This window comes from Streptomyces sp. NPDC088400 (assembly GCF_044753355.1).
In the GTDB taxonomy this organism is placed as follows: domain Bacteria; phylum Actinomycetota; class Actinomycetes; order Streptomycetales; family Streptomycetaceae; genus Streptomyces.
On sequence record NZ_JBIVMZ010000004.1, the window covers coordinates 611101 to 624460 of the forward strand.

Below are 13360 nucleotides of genomic sequence, written 5' to 3' on the forward strand. Positions count from 1 at the left end.
GGCCCGCGGGCTTCCGTGGCCGCCCGGTGGCGGATTACCGGGCGGGGAGCCGGGAACAACGGATGGAGGCTCGTCTTGTGACGGAACGGGGGAGGGTGGAACCGGCGGCGTGCCCCGTTGCCGCGGGGCTGATGTCGATTTATCGTCCCAGCACGATTCGCGAGCAAGATCACCCTAAGTGAAGGGGCCGCGGCCATGGTGGCGAAGAAGACCGCCGCGAAGAAGACGACCGCGGCGGAACCGGCGGCCGAGGACGCGGCCAGGACCACGGCGAACGGCGCGGCGAAAAGTACGGACCAGGGTGCGGCCGGGCGTACGGCCGGGACCGCGGCGACGAAGGCGTCGGCCAAGAAGACTGTGGGCAAGAAGGCTGTGGGCAGGAAAGCCGTGGGTAAGAAGGCTGTGGGCAAGAAGGCGCCTGCCAAGAAGACCATCGGCAAGAAGGCCCCGGCGACGAAGACGGCGGCGAAGAAGACGGCTGAGAAAGCGGCGGCGACGAGCGCACCGGCGAAGAAGACGGCCGCGAAGAAGGCGCCGGCGAGCAAGGCACCTGCGAAGAAGGCCGCGTCCGCGGCCGAGAGGGCGGCCGAGGCCGCGGATCAGACGGGAGCCAAGACGGTGGGAGCAGCCAAGAAGACCGCGGGCGGCAAGGGTACGGCGCCCGGTCGGCACGGCACGGTGGCCGCGACGGCGGTCCCCCCGGCGCGCGCCGGCGTGACGCCGCCCGAGGAGCTGGCCGTACGGCCCGAGGAGGACCCGTGGTCCCCGGAAGAGGTCGCCGAGGCGCGGGCCGAGCTGGAGAGTGAGATCGCCCGGCTGCACGCCGAGATCACCTCGTCCGAGGCCGCCCTGGCCGGGCTGATGCGGGACTCCGGGGACGGGGCCGGCGACGACGACGCGGACACCGGCACCAAGAACATCACCCGCGAGCACGAGATGTCCCTGGCCGCCAATGCCCGCGAGATGCTGGAGCAGACCGAGCGGGCGCTCCAGCGGCTCGACGCCGGCACGTACGGACTGTGCGAGGTCTGCGGCAAGCCGATCGGAAAGGCCCGGATGCAGGCCTTCCCGCGGGCCACGCTGTGTGTGGAGGACAAGCAGAAGCAGGAACGCCGAGGCTGATCGCGTACGGGTGTGACGTACCCTCGTGCTCAGTCAGGTACCTAGGGTTGAGGGACTCACGTGGCAGAGGCGGAGCGCGTTATCGGTACGCCCGATGTGGACGACGACGAGGCTGCGGCGCCCGCCGAGCAGCCGAAGGGGAAGCGGCGGCTCGCCGTGCTCTTCGCCGTCGCGCTGGTGGCGTACCTGCTGGACCTCGGCAGCAAGATGCTCGTGGTGGCGAAGCTCGAGGGCCACGATGCGATCGAGGTGATCGGCGGTCTCCTGCAGTTCCGCGCGATCCGGAACCCCGGGGCCGCCTTCGGTATGGGCGAGGCGTACACGGTGGTCTTCACGGTCATCGCGTCGACCGTGGTCCTGGTCATCGCCCGGCTGGCGCGCAAGCTCTACAGCCTGCCCTGGGCGTTCGCGCTCGGTCTGCTGCTCGGTGGCGCACTCGGTAACCTCACCGACCGGATCTTCCGCTCGCCCGGCGTCTTCCGGGGCGCCGTGGTGGACTTCATCGCGCCCGCGCACTTCGCCGTGTTCAATCTCGCGGACTCCGCGGTCGTCTGCGGCGGCATCCTCATCGTGGTGCTGTCGTTCCGGGGCCTGGACCCCGACGGGACTGTCCACAAGGATTGACAAGGCATACTCGACGGGTGAGCTTTCCCGAGATCAGAACGCTGCCCGTGCCCGATGGCCTGGAGGGCGAGCGCGTCGACGCCGCCATAGCCCGTATGTTCGGGTTCTCCCGTACGAAGGCGGCCGAGCTGGCCGCTTCCGGGAAGGTCCTGGTCGACGGCTCCGTCGTCGGGAAGTCCGAGCGGGTGAACGGCGGGGCCTGGCTCGAGGTGGAGATGCCCGCGGCGGCCGCGCCCGTACAGATCGTGGCCGAGCCCGTCGAGGGCATGGAGATCGTGCACGACGACGACGACATCGTGGTGATCGTCAAGCCCGTCGGGGTGGCCGCGCACCCGAGCCCCGGCTGGAGCGGTACGACGGTCATCGGCGGCCTGGCCGCGGCCGGTTACCGCATCTCGACCTCCGGGGCCGCCGAGCGCCAGGGCATCGTGCACCGGCTCGATGTCGGGACCTCCGGGCTGATGGTCGTGGCCAAGTCGGAGCGCGCTTACACGCTGCTCAAGGCGCAGTTCAAGGAGCGCGTCGTCGACAAGCGCTACCACGCGCTGGTGCAGGGGCACCCGGACCCGATGAGCGGGACGATCGACGCGCCGATCGGCCGCCACCCGAACCACGACTACAAGTGGGCGGTCACCGCCGAGGGCAAGCCGTCGGTCACGCACTACGACCTGATCGAGGCGTTCCGGTCGGCGTCGCTGCTGGACATCAAGCTGGAGACGGGCCGTACGCACCAGATCCGGGTGCACATGTCGGCCCACCGGCATCCGTGCGTGGGCGACCTGACGTACGGCGCCGATCCGACGCTGGCGAAGCGGCTGGGACTGACCCGCCAGTGGCTGCACGCGATGCGCCTGGGCTTCGAGCACCCGTCGGACGGGCGGTGGGTGGAGTTCGAGAGCTCGTATCCGGAGGACCTGCAGAGCGCTCTGGACAAGGTCCGGGCGGAAAGCAACGCATGAGCGTGGTGGGGGCAGGGACCGGGGGTTCCGGTTCCGGGGGCGGCCTCGGCTGTGCGGTACGGGTCGCGACGGACGCGGCGGACATCGCGGCGTGCTTCGCGGTCCGTCGAGAGGTCTTCGTCGTCGAGCAGGGCGTCTCCGAGGAGCTGGAGTACGACGGCCGTGACGGGCACGCCGTACAGGTGCTGGCCGTCCGCGACGACGGGGTGCCGCTGGGAACCGCGCGGCTGCTGTACGGGCCCGGCGCGGCCGACCGGACCGGCGGGGATCCGGGCGTCGGCTCGCTGGGACGGCTGGCGGTCGCCGCCGCGGCGCGTGGCCTGGGCATCGGCGCCGCGCTGGTGCGGGCCGTCGAGGACGCGGCGCGCGTGCGCGGGCTCGCGGCGATGGATCTGCACGCGCAGTCGTACGCGCTGGGCTTCTACGAGCGGCTCGGGTACGAGGCGTACGGCCCCGAATTCCTGGACGCGGGTATGGACCACCGGGCGATGCGCCGGGTGCTCTGAGCGGAGCGCGGAGCGTCAGTCGGTCACTCGTCGCTGGTTGCTCGTCGCTGGTTGTCCGTCGCTCTGAGACGGTCGTGCCGAGTCGGTCGTGCCGGGTCGACAGGGCCCGTGCTTCGAAGAGACGGAACGGGCTCCGAAGAGTCGGAAATGGCGCGACTCCGGTCGGGTCTGGTCGGTTCCGGTCACCCCCTGGCCGGATTGCGAGAACGCGCGTGAAAGGCTTGAGGCCTTGATCACCCGTGTCTGCCGTCAAGGCTTTCGACCACCGGAGGGCCCACCGTGGACCAGTTGGCACTACTGATCGCACTGTTGCTCGGGGCGGTGCTCACTGTGCCGCTGGGGGACCGGCTGGGGTTGCCCTCTCCGGTGCTGATGACGATCGTGGGGATCGTCCTGGCGCTGCTGCCGTTCGTACCGAACGTCCAGGTGCCGCCGGACTTCATTCTTCCGCTGCTGCTGCCACCGCTGCTGTACGCGGCGGTGCAACGCACCTCCTGGCGGCAGTTCGCGGCGAATCTGCGCCCCATCTTCCTGCTGGCGGTCGCCCTGGTCTTCGTGACGACGGCGGCCGTGGCCGTGGTGGCCAACTCCATCGTGCCGGGCCTGCCGATCGTCGCCGCGGTCGCGCTGGGCGCGCTCGTCGCGCCGCCCGACCCGGTGGCCGCCACCGCCGTCGCCGGTTCCCTCGGGCTGCCCCGGCGGCTGGTCTCGATCCTGGAGGGCGAGGGGCTCTTCAACGACGTCACCGCGATCGTGCTCTACCACGTGGCGATCGCGGCGGCCGTCAGCGGGACGTTCTCCTGGCCGGGCGCGGTCGGGTCCCTCGTACTCTCCGCGGTGGTGGCCGTGGCGATGGGACTCGCGCTCGGCTGGCTCACCAACAAGCTGATGTCGCTGCTGGGCGACGCGACCCTCCAGATCGGTCTGTCGCTCCTGGTGCCGTTCGTCAGCTACGTGCTGGCGGAGGAGCTACACGGCTCGGGTGTGCTCGCCGTCCTGACCACCGCGCTCTTCCTCGCCACCCACACGGCGGACGCCGACGACGTCATGGGACGGCTGGCCGGCAACTCCTTCTGGCAGGTGGTCGACACGCTGGTGACCGGTGTCGCCTTCGGTCTCATCGGCCTGGAGCTCCACAACGCCTTCGGCGCGGCCAGCGGCCGGGTGCCCGAGATGCTCGGCTGGGGCGCGGCGGTCGTCGGCGTCGTCGTGTTCGTACGGCTGCTGTGGCTGCTGCCGGCGACCTGGCTGGCCAAGCGGATGCACAAGCTCCGCGACTACGACGAGGAGATCCCGACCAGCTGGCGCGAGACCGTCGTCATGTGGTGGGCGGGGATGCGCGGGGTGGCCTCGGTCGCGCTGGCGCTGGCGATCCCGCTGGAGACCGAGAACGGGGACCCGTTCCCGGGCCGGGAAGAGATCATCTTCATCGCGTTCGCAGTGATCATGGCCACGCTGGTCGTCCAGGGACTGACCCTGCCCTGGCTGGTACGGAAGCTCGGGGTGCGGGCGGACACCAACGCGGAGCACGAGCTGGAGCACGCGCTCGCCCTGCGCGCTGCCAAGGCGGCCAAGGGGCGCCTCAAGGAGATCGAGGACGTCGAGGAGCTGCCGGAGGAGATCAGCGAGCGGCTGCTGCGCGGAGCGGTCGACATCGGGCTGCGGATCAGCCCCGACCTGGCGGACGACGAACGGCGCGAGTGGGTCGCCAAGCGCGTGGACCGCGTCAAGATAGTCCAGCGGATCCAGCGCGAGATGATGTCGGCGGCCCGGCACGAGGTCCTCTCGGCCCGCAACGAACCGGGTGCCGACCCCGAGGTGGTGGACCGCGTCCTGCGGCAGCTGGACGTACGCAGCATGCACTGACCACCACTGACACTCACTGACCACCACTGACACCCATTGACCATCACTGACCGGAGTCACGCGGCGCGGCAGTGCCCGGGTCCGGCTCCTCAGCCGCGGCCGGTGCGCGGCTGGTCGGCGTCGTCCTCGAACGCGGGCGACGGGAGCCGTCCCTGCGGCGGGATCTTCTCGGCGGGAGCCGTGGTGATCTTCGGCAGGGCGTACGGATGATGCTCGGTCAGCCATGCCAGCAGCTGCTCCCGTACGGTGCAGCGGGCCGTCCAGATGTCGTCGGCGTCCTTGGCCGTGACGACCGCGCGTACCTCCATCGTGCTGGGGGTGGTGTCCGTGACGGCCAGGCTCCAGTCGCGGCCGTCCCAGGCCGCGCACTCCATCAGGATCTGGTGCAGCTTCTCGCGCATCAGCGGCACCGGCGCGGAATGGTCCAGCTGGAGGAAGACCGTGCCGGTCATCTGGGCGCCGCCGCGCGACCAGTTCTCGAACGGCTTGCTGGTGAAGTACGACACCGGCATCGTGATGCGCCGCTCGTCCCAGGTCCGTACGGCGAGGAAGGTGAGTGTGACCTCCTCGATCACGCCCCACTCGCCGTCCACCACCACCGTGTCGCCGATCCGCACCATGTCGCCGAACGCGATCTGGAAACCGGCGAAGAGATTGCCGAGGGTGGACTGCGCGGCGACACCGGCGACGATGCCGATGATGCCCGCGGAGGCCAGCATCGAGGTGCCGATGGACCGCAGGTCGGGGAAGGTGAGCAGGATCGCGGCCACCGCCACCACCACGACGACGGCGGTCACGATCCGCATGATGAGCGTCACCTGCGTACGGACACGGCGGAGCCGGGCCGGGTCACGGGTCGAGGACGCGTAGCGGGCGTACGTCGACTCCACCACGGCGGACACGATCCGTACGACCAGCCAGGCGCCGGCACCGATGAGCACCAGGGACAGCGCCTGCCCGATCTCGCCCCGGTTGTCCTCGATGATCTGCCAGCGGGTCTCGCGGTAGGTGCCGCGCAGCAGGGCGGTGAACAGGACCACCTGCAACGGCAGCCGGCAGCGGCGCAGCAGCCCCCACAGCGGGGTTTCGGGGTGGCGCACGTCCGCGCGGCGCAGCAGCAGGTCGACGGCCCAGCCGAGCGCCACGGTGAGCAGGACCGAACCACCGAGCACGGTCAATGGGCGCAGTACGTTCTCCATGGTTCGCCGACGGCTCCCTCGATCGTTCCGAAACGGGCGGTGCTGGCAGGATGGCCGGATGGACATCATGCTTTTCCACTCCGTCTACGGCCTTCGCCCGGCCGTGCACGCGGCGGCCGACCGGCTGCGTGCCGCCGGCCACGACGTGCGGGTGCCCGACCTCTTCGAGGGACAAACCGCCGACACGGTGGAGGCGGGCATGGAGCTGAAGGACAAGATCGGCAAGGACGAGCTGCTGCGGCGCGCGGTCCTGGCCGCCGCGCCGTACTCCGAACGCGGTCTGGTGTACGCGGGCTTCTCGCTCGGTGGCTCCATCGCGCAGAATCTGGCGCTGGGGGACGCGAAGGCCCGGGGGCTGCTGCTGTTGCACGGCACGTCCGACATCGCGGAGGACGCGTCCGTGGACGAGCTGCCCGTACAGCTGCATGTGGCGGACCCGGACCCGTTCGAGCCGCACGACTGGCTGACGGCGTGGTACCTGCGGATGCGGCGGGCCGGGGCCGATGTGGAGGTCTACCGCTATCCGGGAGCCGGGCATCTGTACACCGACCCGGAGCTGCCGGACTACGACGAGACGTCCGCGGAGGAGACCTGGCGGACGGCGCTCGCCTTCATCGACACGCTCTGAGCCGGCCCGGTACGCGCTGGGCCCGACGCGTGCCGGAGTCGCGGCACCGGTGCCGCGACACTCGTAGGTCAGGATCGGGTGCAGCTCAGGATCGGGTGCAGCTCAGGACCGGGTGCAGCGGCCCGTCGTACTGCCGTCCGCGGCCGGGTTGCACAGGTAGTGGCGGTCGGCGGCGCTGTCGCTGACGTAGCGGCCGAAGCAGGCCTCCTTGGCCATGCCCTTGATCCCGCACCAGTCGACAGCGCCGTAGCCGTCCACGAAGCCGGGGACGTAGAACACCCAGTAGCCTGCCGTCAGCGAGGCGTGCAGGTCGCTGTCCACGTACTGGACATTGTCGATGCCCGCGTCGCGCAGCGCCTTCTCCTGGCGGTCGCGTGCGGCCACGCCCTTCGCCTTGCTTATGGAGGCCAGCTGGACGACCCAGCCGGGCTCCGTGGACGCGGAGCTGTCGGACGGGCTCGGGGAATCCGTGGGGCCGGTCGGCGAGGTGTCGGTCGCTCCGGACCCGGCTCCGGCGCCCGTCGCGCCTTCCCCGCCGGAGTCCCGCAGAGTCAGGGCCAGCGCCGTCGCCGCGACGATCGCCACGGCCACCGCGACCGCCGCGACGATCCTCGGAGTACGGCGCCGGGCGGACGGGTTCCGCGGCTCGGCCGCCGGTGCGGTCCCGTACTCCGGCCCGGGAGCCTGGACGGCGTGCACCGGAGTCGGCCGCGGGCTGTCCAGCTGGGTCGGCGGTGGTAGGGGCAGCCGGGCCGTGGTGTTCCAGGCCGCAGGCGGGGTGGGGACGACCGCCTGCCCCGACCGGTCCGCCGGCCCCGACCGGTCCGTCCGCCACGGCCCGTCCGGCGCGCCGCCCGACTCGGCCTGGGCCAGCATCCTGTCCAGTTCCTGCGCGTCGGGCCTCGCCGAGGGGTCCCGTACGAGCAGGGCGTTCAGTACGGGTTCGAGCGCCCCGGACCGTACGGGCGGTGGCACCGGCTCGTCCAGTACGGCCGCGAGTGTGGCCAGCGACGTGGCGCGGCGCAGCGGACTCGCGCCCTCCACGCACACGTACAGCACCAGGCCGAGCGACCACAGGTCGGAGGCCGGGTTGTCGTCGGTGCCCCTGACCCGCTCCGGGGCGATGTACTCGGGCGAACCGATCAGATCACCGGTCATGGTGATCGAGGCCGAGCCGTGCAGCGCGGCGATGCCGAAGTCCGTGAGGACCGCGCTTCCGTCCGCGCGCAGCATCACATTGGCGGGCTTCACATCGCGGTGCTGGATCCCGGCGGCGTGTGCGGCACGCAGCCCGGCGAGCACCTGACGGCCCAGCCGCGCCGCCTCCCCGGGCTCCAACAGGCCTTGCGCCAGCCGGTCCTGGAGCGAGACACCGCTCAACAGCTCCATGACGATCCACGGATGCGGCCCCTCGTCCACGATGTGGTGGATGGTCACCACATGGGGGTGGCTGATCCTGGCCAGCGCGCGGGCCTCGCGCAGCACCCGCTCGCGCAGGACGCGCGAGGAGTCCGGATTGGCGGCGGCCACCGCGGGATCGAGCGCCTTGACTTCCTTCAGCGCCACCTCGCGGTGCAGCGCGTTGTCACGAGCCCGCCAGACCGTGCCCATGCCTCCGCCGCCGAGCCGCTCCAGCAACTCGAACCGGCCGTCGATCGTCCTGCCCTGCCCCGCGCGCATGGGGCCACCTTAGTGCGGTGGCGACGTCGGTTCACCGGGGCGGTCCGGTTGTCGCTCTCGCCCTCAACCGCCGGACGGGCGCGGTGGCTTGAACCGCCGGACGGGCCACCTGCCATGCCCGCCCGGCGACGGATGCCCCTCAGGGGGCCTTACGCCTTCAGGGCCTTGGCGATCGCGGCGTTGAACTGGGCCACCGTCATGGGCGGGTTCTTGCTGCCCTCCGCGGTGAGCGTCTCGCCGTTCATCTTGAGCGCCGGAGTGCCCTGCACACCGCTCTTGTCGAAGGTGGCGGACATCTTCATCGCCCAGGCGTCGTACGTACCGTCCGTGACGGCCTTCTGGAACGCCTTGTTCCCCTTGAGCTCCTTCACCGAGTCGGCCACCTCGATCAGGTAGCTGTCCTTGGCGAACTTGTCCTCGGTCTCCTGCGGGTGGAACTGCTTCGAGTAGAGCGCGCTCTTGTACTCCAGGAAGGCCTCGGGGCTCACATTGAGCGCCGCGCCCAGCGCCGACAGGGCGTTCTTCGAGCCGGTGCCGTTGTCGGAGTTGTCGATGAAGGTCGCACCGACGTACTTGAGCCTGAACTTGCCCGAGTCGACGTCGCTCTGGACCGTCTTGCCGACCGACTGCTCGAAGCTCGCGCAGACCGGGCAGCGGGAGTCCTCGTACAGTTCGAGGGTGTTCTTGGCGTCCTTCTTGCCGATGACGACGGTCGTACCGTCCGTGCCCTCGGTGTTCTTCGGCGCGACGACGTTCTTCTCCTCCTTCATCGCCGACCAGTGCGAGGGCTTGTTGGCCTGTACGACGGCGAAGCCCACGCCGGCGGCTATCGCGAGGACACCGACGACCGAGGCCGCGACGACGACCTGCCAGCGGATCCTGTCCTTCTTCGCCTGACGCTCGCGTTCCTGGCGCAGTCGCTCGCGGGCGGCGGCCTTGTTGGTCTGGTTGTTCCGTGCGCTCATGATGGTTCACTCCGTGTGAAGACGTGCGTGATGACGTGCTGCCGCTGACGCGGTGGACGGGGAGGGAAGGGCTGCCGGCCGGCCCGGAACTCGGGCCGAGTGGTTCAGGCAGCGCCGAGCGCGAGGCTCGGCGGCCCCCGCCGTCCTACGGAGTGCACGAGGAGATGTGTACGGGACAGCCTCGGGCGGCCCGCCGGGCACGCCCCGCGCCGTACGGCACCGCGGACCGTCCCCACCACGGCGACCGCGATCAGCAGCGGCCGGAACGCGAACGCGGCCACGGCCCGTACCAGCCCGCCCAGCGCGGACTCGCCGTGCCGCAGCCAGAGCGCGGCCAGCAGCCCGATCGAGACATGGGTGGCGAGCAGCAGCCACGGCAGTGCCTGGTCGGGGGAGTGCGGCAGGCCGGCCGCGGCGCCCTGGGAGGGATCCACGCCCGGCAGCGGCGCACCGAAAGCGCTCCCGCACAGGACATCGAGGCCGACCGAGCGCAGCGGCCCCGACACGGGGCCGCCCGCCGGTCCGTAACAGACGGCCTGGCCGCTGGTGAAGACGGTGTCGGCGGCCAGTTCCAGCGGGACGAGCAGGGCGGCGATCCGCCAGAAGCCCCGCTCGCGGCCCGCCGCCGCGTAGGAGAGCAGGAACACCACCGCGCTCAGCCCGGCCACCACGGACCACGGGAGCGGGGCCCGGGACAGCAGCACATGGGAGCCCGCGGACAGCGTCACGACCAGTGCCGTGAAGAGTGCCGCCCGCGCCGCCCTGAGCCGCGTCCCGGATATGTCCATCGTCGCCGAGTGTGCCACGAGCCCGGGTAAACGATCCCTAAGAATCCGGAGGCTCCCTGGGCCTGCGGAGCCTCCAGATTCCTGTGGCCTTCGAGGCCTCAGGCCTTCCTCAGGCCAGTCGTCCGTTGCGGAACAGGTCCACGAAGATCTGATGGTCGGCCCTGGCCCGCGCCCCGTACTGGTGCGCGAAGTCCACCAGCAGCCGGCCGAAACCGTCCTCGTCGGCCGCGATCGCCGCGTCGATGGCCCGCTCCGTGGAGAACGGCACCAGCGAATGACCGCTCTCGTCGTCCGCCGCCGAGTGCATCGTGGCCGTGGCCCTGCCGAGATCGGCGACGACCGCCGCGATCTCCTCCGGGTCGTCCAGATCCGACCAGTCCAGGTCCACGGCGTACGGCGAGATCTCCGCCACCAGCTGACCCCTCCCGTCCAGCTCCGTCCAGCCCAGCCACGGGTCGGCGTGCGCCTGGAGCGCCCGCTGCGAGATCACCGTGCGGTGGCCCTCGTGCTGGAAGTACTCCCGGACGGCGCCGTCGGTGATGTGCCGGGAGACCGCCGGGGTCTGCGCCTGCTTCATGTAGATCACGACATCGTTCTCCAGGGCGTCGCTGTTGCCCTCCAGAAGGATGTTGTACGAGGGCAGCCCCGCGGAGCCGATGCCGATGCCGCGCCGTCCGACGACGTCCTTCACGCGGTACGAGTCGGGGCGGTCCAGGCTGGACTCGGGCAAGGTCTCCAGATAGCCGTCGAAGGCCGCGAGGATCTTGTACCGGGTGGCCGCGTCCAGCTCGACGGAGCCGCCGCCCGAGGTGAAGCGCCGCTCGTACTCACGGATCTCGGTCATCGAGTCGAGCAGCCCGAAGCGGGTCAGCGAGCGGGCCGAGCGCAGCGCCGTCAGCAGCGGGCCCTCGGCGGTGTCCAGCGTGAAGGGCGGCACCTCGTCGTTCTTGGCGCCGGTGGCCAGGGCGTGGATCCGCTCGCGGTAGGCGCCCGCGTAGATCTCCACCAGCTCGGTGATCTGCTCGTCGCTGAGGGCCTTGGTGTAGCCGATCAGCGCCAGCGAGGCGGCGAAGCGCTTCAGGTCCCAGGTGAACGGGCCGATGTACGCCTCGTCGAAGTCGTTGACGTTGAAGATCAGCCGGCCGTTGGCGTCCATGTACGTGCCGAAGTTCTCGGCGTGCAGATCGCCGTGGATCCACACCCGGCCGGTGCGCTCGTCCAGGAACGGACCGCCGGCCGCTTCCGCGCCGCGCTCCCGCTCCAGGTCGTTGTAGAACAGGCACGCGGTGCCCCGGTAGAAGGCGAACGCGGAAGCCGCCATCTTCCGGAACTTCACCCGGAAGGCTGCTGGATCGGCTGCCAGAAGCTCACCGAACGCGGTGTCGAAAACGGCGAGTATCTCCTCGCCGCGCTGCTCGTCAGCTGCTTCAACAGGTCGCGGGACCGACATCGCTGGGTGCCTCCTGGTGCATGGCAATGAGATGGGATGGAATGGGCCGGGGCGGACGGGGCGGACACGCCCGCTCGCTCCACGCTGAACCTCGGGGCTCGCGCCCGATTCTCGCGGACCGGGTCAGGTCCCTCTGTTCAGCCCCCCTCAGTAGGGGGCAACGCATGGAGCCGGGCGCGAGTGCCCGCCCGCTGTCGGTCCCGGGACGTAGACTTCGATGCTGTCCCCTCAGTCTGCCCGCAGAAGGTCCGCGGCACTGAGGACCCGGGGATTTCGCCCGGAAAAACACCGTGTCGTACGTTCGCTGGAGGCCCCCGCCGTGACCAAGCCGCCGTTCACGCACCTGCATGTCCACACCCAGTACTCGCTGCTGGACGGTGCCGCGCGGTTGGGAGACATGTTCAATGCCTGCAAGGAAATGGGCATGTCGCATATCGCGATGACGGACCATGGGAATCTGCATGGTGCTTACGACTTCTTCCATCAGGCGAAGAAGGCGGGGGTGACGCCGATCATCGGGATCGAGGCGTATGTGGCGCCGGAGTCGCGGCGGGTGAAGCGGAAGATCCAGTGGGGGCAGCCGCATCAGAAGCGGGACGATGTGTCCGGTTCGGGTGGTTACACGCACAAGACGATCTGGGCGTCGAACGCGACGGGGCTGCACAATCTCTTCCGGCTGTCCTCGGACGCGTATGCGGAGGGGTGGTTGCAGAAGTGGCCGCGGATGGACAAGGAGACCATCGCCAAGTGGTCCGAGGGGCTGATCGCCTCGACCGGGTGTCCGTCGGGTGAGTTGCAGACGCGGTTGCGGCTGGGGCAGTTCGACGAGGCGGTGAAGGCGGCGTCCGAGTACCAGGACATCTTCGGCAAGGACCGCTACTTCCTGGAACTGATGGACCACGGCATCGAGATCGAACGCCGGGTGCGCGACGGACTCCTGGAGATCGGCAAGAAGCTCGGCATCCCGCCGATCGTCACCAACGACTCCCACTACACCTACAGCAACGAATCCGTCGCCCACGACGCCCTGCTCTGCATCCAGACCGGCAAGAACCTCTCCGACCCCGACCGCTTCCGCTTCGACGGCACCGGCTACTACCTCAAGTCCACCGACGAGATGTACGCCATCGACTCCTCCGACGCCTGGCAGGAAGGCTGCGCCAACACCCTTCTGGTGGCGGAGAAGATCGACACCGAGGGTTGGTTCGAAGAGCGCAACCTGATGCCGAAGTTCGATGTGCCCGACGGGTTCACCGAAGTCACCTGGTTCCGCGAGGAGACCATGCGCGGCATGGCCCGCCGCTACCCGAACGGCATCCCGGACGACCGGCTCAAGCAGGTCGAGTACGAGATGGGCATCATCATCGAGATGGGCTTCCCGGGGTACTTCCTCGTGGTCGCCGACTTCATCATGTGGGCCAAGAACAACGGCATCGCGGTCGGCCCCGGCCGTGGTTCCGCCGCCGGTTCGATCGTGGCGTACGCGATGGGCATCACCGACCTCGACCCGATCGAGCACGGGCTGATCTTCGAGCGGTTCCTCAACCCCGAGCGCATCTCGATGCCCGATGTC

Annotated in this window: 12 protein-coding genes; 7 read left to right on the forward strand and 5 right to left on the reverse strand. The window is 70.1% G+C overall.

Features of this window, described 5'->3' with window-relative positions:
- Positions 1-195 precede the first annotated feature (195 nt).
- From ACIQD6_RS13995 to ACIQD6_RS14015, 5 genes are all read left to right on the forward strand, one after another.
- Entirely contained in the window at positions 196-1122 is a 927-nt protein-coding gene (locus ACIQD6_RS13995) for a TraR/DksA family transcriptional regulator (protein WP_401881678.1), read from the forward strand.
- A gap of 60 nt (positions 1123-1182) precedes the next feature.
- On the forward strand, positions 1183-1746 hold the full coding sequence (lspA, locus tag ACIQD6_RS14000) for a signal peptidase II (RefSeq protein ID WP_401881679.1): 564 nt from the start codon (positions 1183-1185) through the stop codon (positions 1744-1746).
- A gap of 17 nt (positions 1747-1763) precedes the next feature.
- Entirely contained in the window at positions 1764-2705 is a 942-nt protein-coding gene (locus tag ACIQD6_RS14005) for an RluA family pseudouridine synthase (protein ID WP_401881680.1), read from the forward strand.
- On the forward strand, positions 2702-3211 hold the full coding sequence (locus ACIQD6_RS14010) for a GNAT family N-acetyltransferase (protein WP_401881681.1): 510 nt from the start codon (positions 2702-2704) through the stop codon (positions 3209-3211). Before ACIQD6_RS14005 ends, ACIQD6_RS14010 begins: the two co-directional genes overlap by 4 nt.
- 279 nt (positions 3212-3490) lie before the next feature.
- Complete coding sequence (locus tag ACIQD6_RS14015; RefSeq protein ID WP_401881682.1) at positions 3491-5077, forward strand: Na+/H+ antiporter; 1587 nt, start codon at positions 3491-3493, stop codon at positions 5075-5077.
- 89 nt (positions 5078-5166) lie between these two features.
- On the opposite strand, the gene ACIQD6_RS14020 is transcribed toward ACIQD6_RS14015, so the two are convergent.
- Positions 5167-6276, reverse strand: coding sequence for a mechanosensitive ion channel family protein (locus tag ACIQD6_RS14020; protein WP_401881683.1), 1110 nt, complete (start codon positions 6274-6276; stop codon positions 5167-5169).
- 58 nt (positions 6277-6334) lie between these two features.
- Here ACIQD6_RS14020 and ACIQD6_RS14025 point away from each other — a divergent pair, with 58 nt between their 5' ends.
- Complete coding sequence (locus ACIQD6_RS14025; protein WP_401881684.1) at positions 6335-6904, forward strand: dienelactone hydrolase family protein; 570 nt, start codon at positions 6335-6337, stop codon at positions 6902-6904.
- Between the two features lie 102 nt (positions 6905-7006).
- On the opposite strand, the gene ACIQD6_RS14030 is transcribed toward ACIQD6_RS14025, so the two are convergent.
- From ACIQD6_RS14030 to ACIQD6_RS14045, 4 genes are all read right to left on the reverse strand, one after another.
- The gene (locus ACIQD6_RS14030; RefSeq protein WP_401881685.1) at positions 7007-8584 is read right to left on the reverse strand and encodes a protein kinase; all 1578 of its coding nucleotides are present in this window, start codon (positions 8582-8584) and stop codon (positions 7007-7009) included.
- A gap of 149 nt (positions 8585-8733) precedes the next feature.
- On the reverse strand, positions 8734-9549 hold the full coding sequence (locus tag ACIQD6_RS14035) for a DsbA family protein (RefSeq protein WP_401881686.1): 816 nt from the start codon (positions 9547-9549) through the stop codon (positions 8734-8736).
- A 104-nt stretch (positions 9550-9653) separates the two neighbouring features.
- Positions 9654-10337: a hypothetical protein gene (locus ACIQD6_RS14040; protein ID WP_401881688.1), complete on the reverse strand. Its 684-nt coding sequence runs from the start codon at positions 10335-10337 to the stop codon at positions 9654-9656.
- Positions 10338-10446: 109 nt separating this feature from the next.
- Positions 10447-11787, reverse strand: coding sequence for a DUF2252 domain-containing protein (locus tag ACIQD6_RS14045; RefSeq protein ID WP_401881690.1), 1341 nt, complete (start codon positions 11785-11787; stop codon positions 10447-10449).
- 319 nt (positions 11788-12106) lie between these two features.
- Here ACIQD6_RS14045 and dnaE point away from each other — a divergent pair.
- Positions 12107-13360 (forward strand): DNA polymerase III subunit alpha (dnaE, locus tag ACIQD6_RS14050; protein WP_401881691.1); only part of this gene is annotated, 1254 nt, incomplete at its 3' end.

Bases quoted from the DNA above. Each gene is read 5' to 3' on its own strand.
- ACIQD6_RS14020 (WP_401881683.1), bottom strand. From the start codon at position 6,276: ATGGAGAACGTACTGCGCCCATTGACCGTGCTCGGTGGTTCGGTCCTG.
- ACIQD6_RS13995 (WP_401881678.1), top strand. From the start codon at position 196: ATGGTGGCGAAGAAGACCGCCGCGAAGAAGACGACCGCGGCGGAACCG.
- ACIQD6_RS14010 (WP_401881681.1), top strand. From the start codon at position 2,702: ATGAGCGTGGTGGGGGCAGGGACCGGGGGTTCCGGTTCCGGGGGCGGC.
- ACIQD6_RS14030 (WP_401881685.1), bottom strand. From the start codon at position 8,584: ATGCGCGCGGGGCAGGGCAGGACGATCGACGGCCGGTTCGAGTTGCTG.
- ACIQD6_RS14045 (WP_401881690.1), bottom strand. From the start codon at position 11,787: ATGTCGGTCCCGCGACCTGTTGAAGCAGCTGACGAGCAGCGCGGCGAG.
- ACIQD6_RS14040 (WP_401881688.1), bottom strand. From the start codon at position 10,337: ATGGACATATCCGGGACGCGGCTCAGGGCGGCGCGGGCGGCACTCTTC.
- ACIQD6_RS14025 (WP_401881684.1), top strand. From the start codon at position 6,335: ATGGACATCATGCTTTTCCACTCCGTCTACGGCCTTCGCCCGGCCGTG.
- ACIQD6_RS14035 (WP_401881686.1), bottom strand. From the start codon at position 9,549: ATGAGCGCACGGAACAACCAGACCAACAAGGCCGCCGCCCGCGAGCGA.